The sequence below is a fragment of the Martinezella sp. CNPSo 3959 genome (assembly GCF_057784355.1).
Genome location: NZ_JBXSOV010000001.1, coordinates 1,446,636 through 1,462,469 on the forward strand (window position 1 = coordinate 1,446,636; position 15,834 = coordinate 1,462,469).

A 15,834-nucleotide genomic window follows, 5' to 3' on the forward strand; every position below is an offset into this window, starting at 1 on the left:
TCGCCCATGAGCCCGACCTCGCTCCGCCACTCTCTTAACTTCTCCGCAAGCTCGGCCGCCGGCCAGGCGCTTGGCGAGCTGCCTGCCTGGAAGCTCAGCGATCTCTATCCGTCCGCGACCTCGCCGGAATTTCTTGGAGACATAGAAAAGGCCGGCAAGATGGCCATTGCCTTCGAGGAAAAGTGGAAAGGCAAGCTGACCGAAGCCGCCGCCAAATCGGGTGATGCCGGCATCGGCGCCGCCATCAAGGAGTATGAGGCGCTTGACGATATCATGGGCCGCCTCGGCTCCTATGCCGGGCTCACCTATTTCTCCAACACCACCGATCCGGCCAACGGCAAGCTCTATGGCGACGTCCAGGCAAAGCTGACGGACTACGCCGCACACCTGCTGTTCTTTCCGCTGGAATTGAACCGCATCGACGACGCAGTCATGGATGCCTGCATGGCGAACGACACCACCGCCGGTCACTACCGTCCATGGATCGTCGATCTGCGCAAGGATAAGCCGCATCAGCTCGACGACAAGCTCGAACAGTTGTTCCTGGAAAAGTCGATGACGAGCGCTGCCGCCTTCAACCGACTATTCGACGAGACGATGGCAGAACTGCGCTTCGAGATCGACGGCGAGAAGCAGCCGTTGGAAGTGGCCTTGAACATGCTGCAGGAGCAGGACCCCGAAGTGCGCCGCAAGGCGGCCATGGCGCTTGCCGAAACCTTCAAGGCGAACCTGCGCATCTTCACGCTGATCACCAATACGCTCGCCAAGGATAAGGAAATTTCCGACCGCTGGCGCGGTTTCGAGGATATTGCCGATGGCAGGCATCTCGCCAACCGCGTCGAGCGCGAGGTCGTCGATGCCTTGGCAGCCGCCGTGCGCGACGCCTATCCGCGCCTGTCGCATCGTTATTACAAGATGAAAGCCAAATGGCTCGGCATGGAGCAGATGAACTTCTGGGACCGCAATGCGCCGCTGCCGGAAACGCCAAATGCGCTGATCCCCTGGACCGATGCGAAGGACACGGTTCTTTCCGCCTATGGCAATTTCGCGCCCGAAATGGCTGCGATCGCCAAGCGCTTTTTCGATGAGGAATGGATCGACGCGCCGGTGCGTCCGGGCAAGGCGCCTGGTGCGTTCGCGCATCCGACTGTGCCGTCGGCCCATCCCTATGTCCTCGTCAACTATATGGGCAAGCCGCGCGATGTCATGACGCTGGCGCATGAGCTCGGCCACGGCGTGCATCAGGTGCTGGCCGGCGGCCAGGGGGCGCTGATGTGCCAGACGCCGCTGACATTGGCGGAAACCGCATCCGTCTTCGGCGAGATGCTGACCTTCCGCGCGCTCCTCGACAAGACTACCGACAAGCGCGAACGCAAGGCCATGCTCGCCCAGAAGGTCGAGGACATGATCAATACGGTCGTGCGCCAGATCGCCTTCTACGAATTCGAGCGCAAGGTGCACACCGCCCGCAAGAATGGCGAACTGACATCGGACAATATCGGCGAACTGTGGCTCTCCGTGCAGGAAGAGAGCCTAGGCCCAGCGATCAAGATTTCCGAAGGCTATGAGACCTACTGGGCCTATATCCCTCATTTCATCCATTCGCCCTTCTACGTCTATGCCTATGCCTTCGGTGACTGCCTGGTGAACTCGCTCTATGCCGTCTACCGCAACGCCGAAAAGGGATTCCAGGACAAGTATTTCGAGCTCCTGAAGGCCGGCGGCACCAAGCATCATTCTGAGCTTCTGAAGCCTTTTGGTCTCGACGCGACCGATCCGTCGTTCTGGAGCAAGGGCCTGTCGATGATCGAAGGGCTGATCGATGAGTTGGAAGCGTTAGATAAGAACTGAAATTCCGTCTGCTCGCAGGAGCAGGTCAGGCACGTCTGCCATTGCCCGTAACCTCGTGCATGGCCCCTCACCCGACCCTCTCCCCGCATCGGCGGGGAGAGGGAGCTGCGGCAGCACCTTTGCGTCATTTGGGCAAAATGGTGCGGCAAATGCCGGGTCGGTCCCCTCTCCCCGCCTGCGGGGAGAGGGCTAGGGTGAGGGGCTAGGTGCAAGTTGCTGCGCACGGTAGCCCAGCCTGACAATCGAAATAACAACGACCCGATAGACACCCGCACATGGCCGACGCCATACCCTACGTCCTCTTCAGGGACGACAGCACAGGACAGGTGTTGATCTTTGCCGAACCGGCAGAGATCATCGTCGCCCATACGCGCGCGCAATTTTTCGATGCCCTCGATCGGATGGAGGAAGCCAAGCGGCAGGGACAATGGCTGGCGGGATACATTTCCTATGAAGCCGGCCATCTCTTCGAGGAAAAGCTCACATCCTTCGCCGAGGAGAACAGGGAAACGCCCCTGCTCTGCTTTGGCGTTTTCGACGGTCCTGCCGCTGATGGCCATCCGCTCGGCCAACCGATGCAGCACCTGGAAAACCGGGAGTTTCTCACGGAGCCCAAAGCGGCCTGGAATTTCGACACCTATCAGGAGCGCTTCGACAGGCTGCATCAGCATTTGCGCCTTGGCGACTGCTATCAGGCAAACCTTACCATGCCGATCCATGCGCGATGGAACGGTGATCCCCGCGCCGCCTTCTGGTCGCTGATCGAACGGCAGCCGGTGAAATACGGCGCGTTGGTCGATCTCGGCGGCCCGATCATCCTATCGCGCTCGCCGGAGCTTTTCTTCCGTACGGACGAAAATGGCTGGATCGAGACGCATCCGATGAAAGGCACGGCCAAGCGCGGCGCGAATGCCGCCGAGGACGAGCGCATCATCGCCGCCATGCTTGCCGACGAAAAGACGCAGGCCGAAAACCGTATGATCGTCGATCTCCTGCGCAACGATATCTCGCGCATCACCGAGGTCGGCACGCTTGACGTGCCGAAGCTCTTCGAAATCGAGACCTATCCGACGCTCCATCAGATGGTCAGCCATGTCCAGGCGAAGCTGCGTCCGGGCATATCGATCCGCGATATCCTTACCGCACTTTTTCCCTGCGGCTCGATCACCGGTGCGCCGAAAATGCGGGCGATGGAAATCCTGCATGAACTGGAAGACGGCCCGCGCGACGCCTATTGCGGCGCGATCGGCATGATCTCGCCTGGTGGCGCCATGCGCTTTTCGGTGGCGATCCGCACGATCACGCTTTTCGAAGACGGCCGCGCGGTGTTCAATGTCGGCGGGGGCATCGTCTTCGATTCGACGGCGGAAGCGGAATATGAAGAATGCCTCCTCAAGGCGCGCTTCGCCGTGGGGGATAGATGGATCGACCGGTAGAGAATTTTTCCCTCATCGAGACGCTGCGCTTTGAGCCGGAAACCGGTTTCGTGCGCCTGCGCCTGCATCTTGCGCGGCTGCAGCGTTCCGCCCGCCGTTTAGGCTTTGCAGCCCCGAAGAACGTGCTTGGAAAACTGGAACAGGCGGTTGCCGGCGCTGCCGCACCATTGCGAGTGCGGCTGACGCTGGACCGCGAAGGGCAGACCGAAGTGACAACGGCACCATTTGTCCCGCTGCTGCCCGACACCGTCTGGCGCGTGCGCATCGCCACAACCCGGCTCGATTCCGCCGACAAGCTGCTGCGCGTCAAGACCACTCGCCGCGCTGTTTATGAAGCAGCGCGCGCGGAGTATCGGCCAGACGAGGCAGACGAAGTGCTGCTCCTCAATGAGAGGGATGAGGTTTGCGAAGGGACGATCACCTCGATCTTCCTCGAAGATAGCGCGGACTTGCTCCGCACCCCGCCGATATCAGCCGGTCTGCTTGCCGGCGTCCTGCGCACCGAACTCATCTGCCAGCGCAAGGCCCGCGTCGGCCGCATCCGGCTCGACGACCTGAACGATCGCCCCCTTTATGTCGGAAACTCCCTGCGCGGCCTGATCCGCGCACAACTCCTGTGGAATTGATTGCATGTTCATTCTCTCGCTCACCTACCTCAAGGGCAATGACGAAGCCGACAAGCACATGCAGCCGCATATGGCCTGGGTGCAAGAGGGCTATGCCAAGGGCTGGTTCCTCGCTTCCGGCCGCAAGGTGCCGCGCACAGGCGGCGTCATCTTCGCCCGTGGCGAGCGGACGGAACTTGAAGCCTATGTCGCAGCCGACCCCTTCACGATCCACGGTGTCGCCATTTACGAAGTCCAGGAAATCGCCCTCACCACCGTCATCGACGGGTTGGAAGGCCTGAAGGCCTAAGCGGCTGAAAGCGCTTGCCTGCCGCCCCATTCCGCTTATGTCAGCGAAAACCAACCTTGAGGGCAACAAACTCGTCGCATATGGCGTGTATGTTGCCCTTCACTTGACTTTGCCCGGCTAACCCTCAACAGCTCTTTATTGTGACATCAAATTATGATTAGAGCCGCTCACCTCGCGTTTTCGCGCAAACTCTGCCAGCGCTTTCGCGCAAACTCTAATTGAATTTCGTGAACCGAACGGCGTCCCGCCCTTCGAAGGAGAAAAGAATGACGAAACACAACTATCCGGTATATGCCGAAATTACCGGTCCGATCGTAATGATCGGCTTTGGCTCCATTGGCCGTGGCACCCTGCCCCTGATCGAGCGCCATTTCAAATTCGACAAGAGCCGGATGGTCGTCATTGACCCGCAGATGGATGCCGAGCACCTGGCGATCCTGGAAAAGCATGGCGTCCGCCATATCCAGGAATATGTCACCAAGGACAATTACAAGGACCTCCTGAAGCCGCTTCTCACGGAAGGCGGCGGTCAGGGCTTCTGCGTCAACCTCTCGGTCGATACCGGCTCGCTCGACCTGGTCAAGCTGTGCCGCAAGCTCGATGTGCTCTATATCGATACCGTCGTCGAGCCCTGGCTTGGCTTCTACTTCGACAAGGGCCTGAAGAACGCCGACCGCACCAACTATGCGCTGCGCGAAACCATGCGCAAGGAGAAGGAAAAGAACCCGGGCGGCGCGACGGCCGTTTCCACCTGCGGCGCCAATCCGGGCATGGTCTCCTGGTTCGTCAAGCAGGCGCTCGTCAATCTCGCCAAGGATATCGGCCTGAAGTTCGAAGAGCCGGATCAGCACGATCGCGAAGGCTGGGCAAAGCTGATGAAGAAGGTCGGCGTCAAGGGCGTTCACATCGCCGAGCGCGACACGCAGCGCACCAAGCATCCGAAGCCGCTCAACGTCTTCTGGAACACCTGGTCCGTAGAAGGCTTCATTTCCGAAGGTCTGCAGCCGGCCGAACTCGGCTGGGGCACCCACGAAGAATGGATGCCGAAGAACGCCAAGAAGCACAAGAAGGGCTGCAAGGCTGCCATCTATCTGGAGCAGCCGGGCGCCAATACCCGTGTGCGCACGTGGTGCCCGACCCCCGGCCCGCAATACGGCTTCCTCGTCACCCATAACGAGTCGATCTCGATCGCCGACTATTTCACCGTCCGCGACAAGGACGGCGAAGTCACTTTCCGCCCGACCTGCCATTACGCCTATCATCCAGCCAATGACGCCGTGCTCTCGCTGCACGAGATGTTCGGCAATGGCGGCACGCCGCAGCCGGTCCATCACGTTCTCGACGAGGACGAGCTGGAAGACGGCATCGACGAACTCGGCGTGCTGCTTTACGGCCATGCCAAGAATGCCTACTGGTACGGCTCGCGCCTGTCTCTCGAAGAGACCCGCCGCATCGCTCCCTACCAGAACGCCACCGGTCTGCAGGTGACATCAGCCGTGCTCGCCGGCATGGTTTGGGCGTTGGAAAACCCGAAGGCCGGCATCGTGGAAGCCGACGAAATCGATTACAAGCGCTGCCTCGAAGTACAGCTGCCCTATCTCGGCCCGGTCGAAGGTCACTACACCGACTGGACCCCGCTCGACGGCCGTCCGGGCCTCTTCCCTGAAGACATCGACACCAAGGACCCCTGGCAGTTCCGGAACATTCTGGTTCGCTGAGGGTATAGTGTCAGCTTGATGCCAGACCCGAATGCCCGCACAGGTCGTGCGGGCATTTTTGTTACGCAAGCCAGATAAATCAAGCAGATCGCCTGGGGCATCTTGCTTTAGCCCGATGGTCGCGGCATCTTCCTTGCAACCGATACGCCTTTAGACCGCCTTCATTCGCGGGAGATATTTATGAAGATGAGAACCGTTCTTGCCCTCGTTGCTGCCGCCGCGGCCCTCTCTGCCTGCGTCGATTTCGGCGGCTCCAGACCACCGCCGATGGGGATGAACCCGGGTGGCTCCCAACCGCGCATGAATTCGGTGGAAGGAAGCTGGGCCGATTCGAACGGCCTGAATTCGACCTTCAACGGCGGCCGATTCGAAACGCATACCACTGATGGCACGAACCAGCAGATGGCCTCGGGAACCTATACGACCGATCCATCCGGCGTGATCCAGATCAACCTCTATTCGAACATCAAACGCACATCATCAAAGGTGAATTGCTTCCTGGCCAATCCCAGCCAGCTCAATTGCACCTCCGAAACCGGTGGGCACTTCTCGCTCAATCGGCAGGGCTGATAGAGACCCGATGGGCGGATAAGGCATCATGCGCGGCATGCTGATCCTTTATCTGGCACTTGTCGCGGCATTGCCCGTCGCCATTATGGCGACGGTCCTCCCTGTAAACAGCTATCGGGCTCAGGGCATCGACGCCCTTGATTGCGACGGCCCAGCGAGCGTCCTCCTCTTCGCCATACCGGCTTTGCTCGTCTACGGTGCCGGCGCTATCCTGCTTTACCGGAGGCGGAATCGGCGCCTGCATCTTGTCGCCTTCCTTTGTTGTGCGCTCGTCTTCTGCGCTGCCGGCTGGAATGCCGCTGTGGCGCTGCGCGAATCCTATGGTGCAGCCTCCGTCGAAGCCTGCGCCTGATCCGGCGGGCTATTTCGCTTCTTTGTAAAATCCGAATGAAGGCAACAGCTTTTACTTGCGCTCTCTCCGCCGGGATGGAAACATCGGCATGGGGGACCGCCTCGGGCATTGGCGGGCCGGATTGCAATGACCAACAGGAGAGACAGATGAAGCAGCCCCTCGGAGTGGGTCTTTTGGCCGCCACGCTGCTGGCGCTGAGCACCAGCGCCGCCTTCGCGGACTATCAGCTCAACATCCTGCACTTCAACGATTTCCATTCGCGCGTGGAGTCGATCAACAAGTTCGACGCGACGTGCTCCGCAGAAGAAGAAGCCAAGAATGAGTGCTTCGGCGGCGCAGCCCGGCTGAAGACCATCATCGACCAGCGCCGCGCCGCGCTTGCCGGCCAGAACGTCCTCGTCCTCGATGCCGGCGACAACTTCCAGGGCTCGCTGTTCTACACGACCTACAAGGGCGCTGCCGAAGTCGAATTCCTCAATGACATGAAGATCGATGCCATGACGGTCGGCAATCATGAGTTCGACGATGGCGAAGGCCCGCTTGCCGCTTTTCTCGACAAGGCGCAGTTCCCCGTCGTGACGGCCAATCTGGTGGTCGACGACCAGTCGAAGCTCGGCGAACGCATCAAGAAGTCCATCGTGCTCGATATCGGCGGCCAGAAGATCGGCATCGTTGGTGCGGTGACGACCGAAACACCGGAACTTGCCTCTCCCGGCCCACATGTGAAGATCACCGACGATGCCGCCGCCATTAGCGCCGAAGTCGATGCCCTGAAATCGCAGGGCGTCAACAAGATCATCGCGCTCACTCATGTCGGCTATCCGCGCGATGTCGAGAAGATCGCCAAGATCGCCGGCGTCAGCGTCGTCGTCGGCGGCCACTCGCATACGCTCCTGTCGAATACCGATCCGAAGGCAGCAGGCCCCTATCCGACCATGGTCGACAATCCGGCCGGCTATAAGGTGCCTGTCGTACAGGCCGCATCCTACAGCAAATATCTCGGTGACATCGTCGTCACCTTCGACGACAATGGCGCCGTTAAGGACGCCAAAGGTGATCCGATCCTGCTCGATTCCTCCATCAAGCCCGATCCAACGATCCTTGCACGCGTGCAGGAGATGGCAAAACCGATCCAGGAACTGCGCAAGAAGATCATCGGCAATTCGCAGGAGCCGATCGAAGGCGCGCGTGAAGTCTGCCGCGTTCGGGAATGCTCGATGGGCAATCTCGTCGCCGATGCGATGCTCGACCGCACCAAGGCGCAAGGGATCTCCATTGCCATCCAGAACGGCGGTGGCTTGCGCGCCTCGATCGGCGCCGGCGACGTCAGCATGGGCGACGTGCTGACCGTACTGCCTTTCCAGAACACGGTTGCGACCTTCCAGCTCACGGGAGCCGACGTGAAAGCGGCGCTCGAAAACGGCCTCAGCCAGATCGACGACGGCGCGGGCCGCTTCCCGCAGGTTGCCGGCCTCAAATACAGCTTTGACAAGTCGAAGCCGGCAGGCAGCCGCCTGGTGTCCGTCGACGTTCAGGAAGGCACGGAATTCAAGCCGATCGACCCAGAAAAGACCTATGGCGTCGTCAGCAACAACTACATGCGCGCCGGCGGCGACGGCTATACGGTCTTCGCCAAGAATGGCAAGAATGCTTATGACTTCGGCCCCAACCTGGAATCGGTGGTCGCCGACTATCTCGGCGCGCACAATCCCTACAAGCCCTACACGGACGGCCGCATAACCCAGATAGCCGCGGCAGCGCCGGCTGCGCAGCCGGAACCCGCAAAGCCCGCCGATACCACGCAGACAGCACCGGCGCAGAAGCCGGCAGCGGCCGCTACAGGTGGCGGCGCCTCATCCACGGCAACACCACCAGCCTCCTCACCTCCCACGGTGACAACGCCAAGCACCACCATGCCGGCAAACCCGAGTACGACACCGTCCGCTCCGGCAAAATCGGATCCGGCAGCCTCGACACCCGCCACCTCAGCTCCAGCGGCGGAAACCCCGGCCGCCTCCGCACCCGCGGCCACAGCTCCGGCAACAGCGACGCCGGAAGCCAAGGGCAACGAACCGCCAAAGACACCGACAACCCACGTCGTCGTCGCCGGCGACACGCTCTGGGATCTCGCCAAAACCTATTATGGCAGCGCCAGCCAGTGGCACAAACTCGTGGCGGCCAATCGCAACATCAAGCCGCACCACCTGTCGGTCGGTGAAAAGTTGAAAATTCCGGCCAAGTAAGACGATTTGTCTCGCTTACTCCAGCCGGTCCGGGCTTTCCCGGACCGGCTTTTATTCTTATGTGGAGTGCTTCGTATCTTGAGAGGAATTCAATCGATGACAGCAGACCTGACCACACTTTCACCCGGTCACCCCAGCGTGAAATACGGCAAGGTCGGCGTGCTGCTCATCAATCTTGGCACCCCCGACGGCACAGACTATTCCTCGATGCGCCGCTACCTGCGCGAATTCCTGACCGACCGCCGCGTCATCGAATGGTCGCGCTGGAAATGGTACCCGATCCTATTCGGCATCGTGCTCAACACCCGGCCGCAGAAGGTCGGCAAGGCCTATGAGACGATCTGGAACAAGGACAAGAACGAGAGCTATCTGCGCACTTATACCCGCAACCAGTCAGACCTGATGGCCGAGCGCTTGCGCGATCTGCCCAACGTCAAGGTCGATTGGGCCATGCGCTATGGCCAACCCTCGATCGCCGATCGCATTCAGGCGCTGAAGGACGATGGCTGCGAGCGCATCGTGCTCTTTCCGCTCTATCCGCAATATGCGGCTGCAACGACGGCGACGGTCAACGACAAGGCCTTCGAGAAGCTTCAAAAGATGCGCTGGCAGCCGGCAATCCGCACCGTACCTCAATATCACGACGACGAGACCTATATCGAGGCACTCGCCAATTCGGTCACCCGGCACCTCTCGACGCTGGACTGGCAGCCCGAAAAGATCATCGCGTCGTTCCACGGCATACCAATATCCTACTTCAAGCTCGGCGATCCCTATTACTGTTTCTGTCAGAAGACCGGCAGGCTGCTGCGCGAGAGGCTCGGCCTATCCGAAGATCAGCTCATGGTTACGTTCCAGTCCCGCTTCGGCCCTGAGGAATGGCTGCAGCCCTATACGGACAAGACTGTGGAAGAGCTTGCAAAAAACGGCACCAAGCGGATCGCCGTCCTCAATCCGGGTTTCGTCTCCGACTGCCTGGAGACGCTGGAAGAGATCGCCGAGCAGGCGGCTGAATCCTTCCACCACAATGGTGGCGAGAAATTCACCCACATTCCCTGTCTCAACGACAGCGAAGACGGCATGAACGTGCTGGAGAAGGTGGTGCGGCGGGAGCTGCTCGGTTGGGCATGACGAGATCGCCGGGATTGATCCCGGCGACGCAATCCTACTGGAGCTGCGGCTTTCTGAGGAAGCTGCCGCGGTCGGCGGATTTGACGCGCAGCCAGGCCTCACGGCCGTCGCGCAGTACGCGCATGGGGATCTCGGATCCAGCCGGGCCGCTCTCCCAGACCTTGCGATAGAAATCGGCGAGTCCATCGACCTCGCCATCGCGGATTTCGGAAATGACGTCGCCGCGACGCAAGCCAGCCTTGGCTGCCGGGCCGCCCTCGGTAACGCTCATGACGACGACTTCGCCATTGCTTTCGGCCGAGAAGGCCCCGAGCCAGGGCCGTGGCGGCTTGTTGACCCGACCGCGTTTGACCAGATCGTCCAGGATCGGCATAAGCAGGTTGATTGGCACGATCATGTTGATATCGGCGCTGTCGCCCTTCTCCGTCGCCATCTGCAAATGCAGCGAGCCGATGCCGAGAAGCTTGCCGTCCTCGTCGACAACGGCCGCGCCGCCCCAGGAGGGATGGGCGGGTGCCGTGAAGATCGCCTCGTCGAGCAGATATTCCCAATAACCGGCGAATTCCTGCTTGGCGACGATCTTCGCCTCGACGAACTGGCCGATCCCATCGGCGACGATGACTTCATCGCCGATCTCTGCCTTGTCGGTATCGCCGAATTCCAGTGCGGGCACATCGAGAGGCCCGAGCGCCTGCACGAGACCGAATCCGGTTTCCTGATCGTAAGCGAGCGCATGGCCGGGAACGACCCGGCCGCTATTGGTCGTGAGCCAGACCTCTTCCGCTTCGGTAATCAGATAGCCGATCGTCAGCACCAGACCGTTACCGCGGATGACAACACCACTGCCTTCCCTGCGAATGCCGAGCGTTGCCGCCGTAAAGGCGTCTTCCGGAATTGAGGCGTGCACGGCCACAACCGACCGCAAGGTCCTATCTAAGTTCATAGCTTCACCCTGATGATGCGCGATGGCTTGGCCCGAAAAGGCTGCGAGGCAGCGGAGCCGGAAATTCCATATAAGGTATGAATATCAATCGCCGGGCGCAAGACCCGTGCGACGATTGCTTGAGCGATGCCGCAGCAAAAGGCCCGAGACCATCCCCATTCCTCACTTGCCGAGAACATGCTAACCCACCACATCTGATTGAGCTGCCGTCTCATGAGCTCGCCCGAGTGGGGGACGCCGAACCGCAGCGGTTTAAGCGACGCGAGCCTGTTGAGGCGGCGCGTCCATGGAGGAGTTCGATGGTAGTGGGTGGTTTCAGCATCGTTGTGATTGCCTTAGTGGTCTTTGTCATTCTGGTGCTATTTGCAGGCATCAAGACCGTACCTCAGGGCTATCGGTATACAGTTCAGCGCTTCGGTCGCTATATCCGGACGCTGGAACCGGGGCTCAACCTGATCGTGCCCTTCATCGAAACGATCGGCATGCGGATGAACGTGATGGAGCAGGTGTTGGCCGTTCCAACCCAGGAGGTCATCACCAAGGACAATGCCAGTATCTCCGCCGATGCAGTCGCTTTCTTCCAGGTGCTGAATGCGGCGCAGGCCGCCTATCAGATCACCAATCTCGAAAGCGCGATCCTCAACCTCACCAAGACCAATATCCGCTCCGTCATGGGCTCTATGGATCTGGACGAGCTCTTGTCCAATCGCGATGCCATCAACGAACGGTTGTTGCGCGTGGTCGATGAGGCGGTAGAGCCCTGGGGCATCAAGGTGACACGCGTCGAAATCAAGGACATTCAACCGCCGAAAGACCTGGTTGACGCCATGGGCCGGCAGATGAAGGCCGAACGCGAAAAGCGTGCTCAGGTTCTGGAGGCGGAAGGTCTGCGCAACGCGCAAATTCTCCGCGCCGAGGGCGCGAAGCAGGCGGCCGTCCTACAAGCCGAAGGTCAGCGCGAAGCAGCATTTCGCAATGCCGAGGCGCGCGAGCGCCTGGCCGAGGCCGAAGCCAAGGCGACCCGCGTGGTATCCGAAGCGATTGCCGAGGGCAATGTGCAGGCGATCAACTACTTCGTTGCCCAGAAATACACCGAAGCCCTGACTGCGATCGGCTCCGCCAGCAATTCGAAGATCGTGCTGATGCCAGTGGAAGCGAGCTCCATTATCGGCTCGCTCGGCGGCATCGGCGCCATCGCCCGCGAAGTCTTCGGCGACAATGGCGATGGCAGCGGCGTACCGCAACCGTCCCGTCCGCGTGCTGGTCCCGCGCGCACCACGCCGTCGATCAATCCGCTGCCGCCGAAGGAGACCTGACATGTTCGACAATCTCATCGTCGAACTCGGCCCCTGGAGCTGGTGGCTCGCCGGCTTGGCGCTGCTCGCCGCCGAACTCGTCCTGCCCGGCTTTTTCCTGGTATGGATCGGGCTCGCCGCGATCATCGTCGGCGCCTTGTCGCTTCTGTTTTGGGAAAGCAGCTTCTGGGTCTGGCAGGTTCAAGGGCTGGTCTTCGCCGCCACGGCGGTGATCGTCACTCTCATCGGCCGCCGCTATCTCTATAACAACAACCAGGTGACCGACGAACCATTCCTGAACCAGCGCGGAGCCAGCCTGGTCGGGCGCACGGCAACCCTCGACCAACCGATCGCCGAAGGCCGCGGGCGCATTCGCTTGAACGATACCTATTGGACCGTCAGCGGACCGGACCTGCCTGTCGGCACCCGCGTCAAGGTGGTCGCCAGCAACGGCCGCGAGCTCACAGTCGAACCGGTCTGATCAGGCGACGCCGATCCGCAGCAGATCGTGGAAGTGTACGACGCCGATCGGCCGGCGTGCATCGTCTACGACGATCAGAGCCGAGATATTGTGGCGATTGAGCACGGCCATGGCGCTCGTCGCCAGCGTCGTTTCCTTGACCGTCTTCGGATTGCGGGTCATCACCTCGTCCACCCGCATCTCGGCGAGGCTCGTGCCGAGATTGCGGGCGATATCGCCATCGGTGACGATGCCGCAGAGGCAACCGTCATCATCGACCACGCCGACGCAGCCGAACCGCATCTTCGATAGCGTCATCGCCGCTTCCGGCATGCCGGTTCCAAGCTTGACGAGCGGCACACTGTCGCCTTTATGCATAATGTCAGCCACATGCGAGAGGCTGGCACCGAGCTTGCCGCCCGGGTGGAAAGTACGGAAATCTTCGGCCGTAAAACCGCGCGCCTCCAGCAAGGCGACAGTCAGCGCATCGCCGATGGCAAGCTGCAACAGCGTCGATGTCGTCGGCGCCAGCCCATGCGGGCAGGCCTCCTGCTCCTTGGGCAGCAGCAGCACCACATCCGATTCGCGCGCAAGTGTAGAAGTCTCGCCGGCGGTGATCGCAATCATGGGGATCGAGAAACGGCGTGAGTAGCTGATGATGCCACGCAGCTCGGCGCTCTCTCCGCCCCACGATATGGCGATGATGACATCATGCTGCGTGATCATGCCGAGATCGCCGTGATTGGCTTCGACCGGGTGCACGAAGAATGCCGGCGTACCCGTGGACGCCAGGCTTGCGGCGAGCTTGTTGCCGATATGGCCGCTCTTGCCGACGCCGGTGATCACCACACGGCCGGAAATATCACCTATGATCTCCACCGCGCGGCTGAAAGGCTCGGCCAGACCGTTGGTCAGTGCGCGTTCCAGCGCCTCCATGCCCCGTCTCTCGGTCTCGATCGTTCGCATCGCGGATTCGATCGCACCATTCTCGATGAGTCTTACAGCTCTCTTGTTCATGAGCGAGGCCTAACGCTTTTCGGCAAATCTGTCCACCAAAGATCGACTTATGGCGATGCGACAGCCTGCAACGTCTTCCCAACAAATATTATCGAACCCATTCTTGTTGCCATCGCTTGGCAACCAACCGTTAACCACGCGCCTTTACACTTGGGTAAGAATTTAGGTCATTTCCAGCAGGGTCAGATATAAACAACATGGGCATCGGCAAGGACAAGGCGGGTCATGGTGCCCTCCGGCTGACGGCATGGGCGAGTTCCGCCCTGCTCGGCTGGGGTATCGCATTTGCCCTTCCACTGCCGATCCATGCGCAATCATTGCCGCCAGATCAGAACCTCGACGATACCTTGCCTGCCCCGACATCGGCTTCCTCGACGGATCCGAGCGCCGCACCCACCGCCGACAGCCAGGCAACCGCACTGGCAAACCAGACATCGAGCTCCAGTGATGCGCCATTGAACGCGCCGCTGCGCCTCACCGGTATCGACCCCACGACCACCGGCTCGACGCTGGATAACGACCTGCGCCGCGTGAACCAGCGGGAATCTGCCGTCGACGGTCTGAAGGCTCGCCAATATCCGGATCGCGCAGACGTCCAGGGTATACCGCTCGGCACCTTTACCCTGCGCCCCTCGATCAATCAGTCGGTCAATATCGAGCGGGATCGCACCGGCGACGTCAAGAACAACCGCACTTTCCTGCAGACCGACCTGCGCAGTACCCTGACATCGGATTGGGATCGCCACGCGCTGACCATCACCGGCGAAGGCGTCTGGCAGAGGAACGTCGGCGGCACGGGCGAAGAGAAACCGACAGTCAATCTTAATGCCGACCTGCGCCTGGATCTTCCCGCCGACACGACGGCACATGTCACCGCGGGCTATCAATTCTACCGCGAAGACACGAGCGATCCGAATGCGATCGCCGGCGCCTCGAAACAGTCCGCTGTCAACCAATATACCGCTGGCCTCTCACTGGAGCGCGATTTCGGCCTGCTGCGCGGCACGACGGCCGTGGCGCTGACACGTAGCGTATATTCCAACGCCGTGCTTTCGGATGGGACGACGGTTACCCTCAGCGACCGTAACCAGACGGCCGGAACCTGGCGCGGCCGCATCGGTTACGAGCTGTCACCCGCCATCATTCCCTTCGTGGAAGTGGATCTCGGGCGCGCCATCTACGACCAGACGCGCGACAGCAACGGTTATGCCCGCTCGAACCAGAGCTATGGCGGCAAGGGCGGTGTCGAAGTCGACCTCGGTGAAAAATTCAAGGGCGAGCTGGGCTTCGGCTACCAGCACACGGAATTCGACGATTCGCGCCTGAGTTCGGTCGACTCGCCGACGATCGACGGCAGCCTCGCCTGGTCGCCACAGCGCGGCACCGATATCAGTGTCGGCCTTTCGACGACGGTCCAGCCTTCAACCACGGCCGGTCTCAGCGGCTACACCGCTTACCAACTGACGAGCACCGTGGCCCATCAGCTGCGCGACGATCTCACCGCTAAGCTGACGGGCGGAACGATCTGGCGCGACTACCCCTCCAATGGCAGCGCCGCCGATGAAACCGAATATGACGCCGCCTTCGGCCTGACCTGGGGAATCAACCGTTACCTCGATCTCACCGGCAATGTCGGCTATCAGCTGACGACCAGGGATGTTGGCGACAGCACCCGTCAGTTCCAGGCCGGCATCGGTTTGACCGCGAAGCGTTGATAACCCGCACGTCGCTTTGAATAATTCTTTCGTTCAAACGAATTGAGGCCCGGCATATGCCAGGCCTCACCATATTTCCCGAAAGTTAGAGCGCCTAAGGCGCGTCGCGATCTTTCAGATTCGCTTCCAACGCTTTAGGTTTGATTTTGCGCATGTCATTGTCGCAAAACCGCTGCACACTTTTGCGC

14 protein-coding genes are annotated in these 15,834 nt (G+C 60.6%); 12 read left to right on the top strand and 2 right to left on the bottom strand.

Going from position 1 to position 15,834, the window contains the following annotated elements; genetic code table 11:
• Positions 1–6: 6 nt before the first annotated feature.
• The 9 genes from AC13RE_RS07245 to hemH all read left to right on the top strand — a co-directional run bounded on the left by AC13RE_RS07245 (position 7) and on the right by hemH (position 10,216).
• Positions 7–1,851 (top strand): M3 family oligoendopeptidase, encoded by a 1,845-nt coding sequence (locus AC13RE_RS07245; protein ID WP_488562427.1) that lies wholly within the window; start codon positions 7–9, stop codon positions 1,849–1,851.
• 275 nt (positions 1,852–2,126) lie between these two features.
• Positions 2,127–3,287, top strand: a complete 1,161-nt coding sequence (locus tag AC13RE_RS07250) for an aminodeoxychorismate synthase component I (RefSeq protein WP_488562428.1) — start codon at positions 2,127–2,129, stop codon at positions 3,285–3,287.
• Positions 3,272–3,913, top strand: a complete 642-nt coding sequence (locus AC13RE_RS07255) for an aminotransferase class IV family protein (RefSeq protein ID WP_488562429.1) — start codon at positions 3,272–3,274, stop codon at positions 3,911–3,913. Before AC13RE_RS07250 ends, AC13RE_RS07255 begins: the two co-directional genes overlap by 16 nt.
• Before the next feature lie 4 nt (positions 3,914–3,917).
• Complete coding sequence (locus AC13RE_RS07260) at positions 3,918–4,202, top strand: YciI family protein (RefSeq protein WP_488562430.1); 285 nt, start codon at positions 3,918–3,920, stop codon at positions 4,200–4,202.
• 266 nt (positions 4,203–4,468) lie between these two features.
• Positions 4,469–5,920 carry a homospermidine synthase gene (locus AC13RE_RS07265; RefSeq protein ID WP_488562431.1) on the top strand — a complete coding sequence of 484 codons (1,452 nt, stop codon included), beginning with the start codon at positions 4,469–4,471 and terminating at the stop codon, positions 5,918–5,920.
• Between the two features lie 180 nt (positions 5,921–6,100).
• Entirely contained in the window at positions 6,101–6,490 is a 390-nt protein-coding gene (omp10, locus tag AC13RE_RS07270; RefSeq protein WP_015341076.1) for an outer membrane lipoprotein Omp10, read from the top strand.
• A gap of 28 nt (positions 6,491–6,518) precedes the next feature.
• A complete protein-coding gene (locus AC13RE_RS07275; protein ID WP_488562432.1) occupies positions 6,519–6,842 on the top strand; it encodes a hypothetical protein in 324 nt (107 codons plus the stop codon).
• Between the two features lie 146 nt (positions 6,843–6,988).
• Complete coding sequence (locus tag AC13RE_RS07280) at positions 6,989–9,085, top strand: 5'-nucleotidase C-terminal domain-containing protein (RefSeq protein ID WP_488562433.1); 2,097 nt, start codon at positions 6,989–6,991, stop codon at positions 9,083–9,085.
• Positions 9,086–9,181: 96 nt separating this feature from the next.
• Positions 9,182–10,216, top strand: coding sequence for a ferrochelatase (hemH, locus tag AC13RE_RS07285; RefSeq protein ID WP_488562434.1), 1,035 nt, complete (start codon positions 9,182–9,184; stop codon positions 10,214–10,216).
• Between the two features lie 34 nt (positions 10,217–10,250).
• Here the strand turns inward: hemH and AC13RE_RS07290 are convergent, their stop codons facing one another.
• Positions 10,251–11,159 carry a S1C family serine protease gene (locus tag AC13RE_RS07290; RefSeq protein WP_132717522.1) on the bottom strand — a complete coding sequence of 303 codons (909 nt, stop codon included), beginning with the start codon at positions 11,157–11,159 and terminating at the stop codon, positions 10,251–10,253.
• Between the two features lie 299 nt (positions 11,160–11,458).
• Between AC13RE_RS07290 and AC13RE_RS07295 the strand changes: the two genes are divergently transcribed.
• The gene (locus tag AC13RE_RS07295) at positions 11,459–12,475 is read left to right on the top strand and encodes an SPFH domain-containing protein (protein ID WP_132717523.1); all 1,017 of its coding nucleotides are present in this window, start codon (positions 11,459–11,461) and stop codon (positions 12,473–12,475) included.
• 1 nt (position 12,476) lies between these two features.
• Entirely contained in the window at positions 12,477–12,935 is a 459-nt protein-coding gene (locus AC13RE_RS07300) for an NfeD family protein (protein ID WP_015341082.1), read from the top strand.
• Here the strand turns inward: AC13RE_RS07300 and AC13RE_RS07305 are convergent, their stop codons facing one another.
• Complete coding sequence (locus AC13RE_RS07305) at positions 12,936–13,931, bottom strand: KpsF/GutQ family sugar-phosphate isomerase (RefSeq protein WP_132717524.1); 996 nt, start codon at positions 13,929–13,931, stop codon at positions 12,936–12,938.
• Between the two features lie 197 nt (positions 13,932–14,128).
• Between AC13RE_RS07305 and AC13RE_RS07310 the strand changes: the two genes are divergently transcribed.
• Positions 14,129–15,646, top strand: coding sequence for an outer membrane beta-barrel protein (locus tag AC13RE_RS07310; RefSeq protein WP_488562435.1), 1,518 nt, complete (start codon positions 14,129–14,131; stop codon positions 15,644–15,646).
• Positions 15,647–15,834: the final 188 nt, after the last annotated feature.

Excerpts from the sequence above, each read along its gene's own strand:
- AC13RE_RS07245 (WP_488562427.1), top strand. The coding sequence starts at position 7 with ATGAGCCCGACCTCGCTCCGCCACTCTCTTAACTTCTCCGCAAGCTCG.
- AC13RE_RS07250 (WP_488562428.1), top strand. The coding sequence starts at position 2,127 with ATGGCCGACGCCATACCCTACGTCCTCTTCAGGGACGACAGCACAGGA.
- AC13RE_RS07255 (WP_488562429.1), top strand. The coding sequence starts at position 3,272 with ATGGATCGACCGGTAGAGAATTTTTCCCTCATCGAGACGCTGCGCTTT.
- AC13RE_RS07260 (WP_488562430.1), top strand. The coding sequence starts at position 3,918 with ATGTTCATTCTCTCGCTCACCTACCTCAAGGGCAATGACGAAGCCGAC.
- AC13RE_RS07265 (WP_488562431.1), top strand. The coding sequence starts at position 4,469 with ATGACGAAACACAACTATCCGGTATATGCCGAAATTACCGGTCCGATC.
- omp10 (WP_015341076.1), top strand. The coding sequence starts at position 6,101 with ATGAAGATGAGAACCGTTCTTGCCCTCGTTGCTGCCGCCGCGGCCCTC.
- AC13RE_RS07275 (WP_488562432.1), top strand. The coding sequence starts at position 6,519 with ATGCGCGGCATGCTGATCCTTTATCTGGCACTTGTCGCGGCATTGCCC.
- AC13RE_RS07280 (WP_488562433.1), top strand. The coding sequence starts at position 6,989 with ATGAAGCAGCCCCTCGGAGTGGGTCTTTTGGCCGCCACGCTGCTGGCG.
- hemH (WP_488562434.1), top strand. The coding sequence starts at position 9,182 with ATGACAGCAGACCTGACCACACTTTCACCCGGTCACCCCAGCGTGAAA.
- AC13RE_RS07290 (WP_132717522.1), bottom strand. The coding sequence starts at position 11,159 with ATGAACTTAGATAGGACCTTGCGGTCGGTTGTGGCCGTGCACGCCTCA.
- AC13RE_RS07295 (WP_132717523.1), top strand. The coding sequence starts at position 11,459 with ATGGTAGTGGGTGGTTTCAGCATCGTTGTGATTGCCTTAGTGGTCTTT.
- AC13RE_RS07300 (WP_015341082.1), top strand. The coding sequence starts at position 12,477 with ATGTTCGACAATCTCATCGTCGAACTCGGCCCCTGGAGCTGGTGGCTC.
- AC13RE_RS07305 (WP_132717524.1), bottom strand. The coding sequence starts at position 13,931 with ATGAACAAGAGAGCTGTAAGACTCATCGAGAATGGTGCGATCGAATCC.
- AC13RE_RS07310 (WP_488562435.1), top strand. The coding sequence starts at position 14,129 with ATGGGCATCGGCAAGGACAAGGCGGGTCATGGTGCCCTCCGGCTGACG.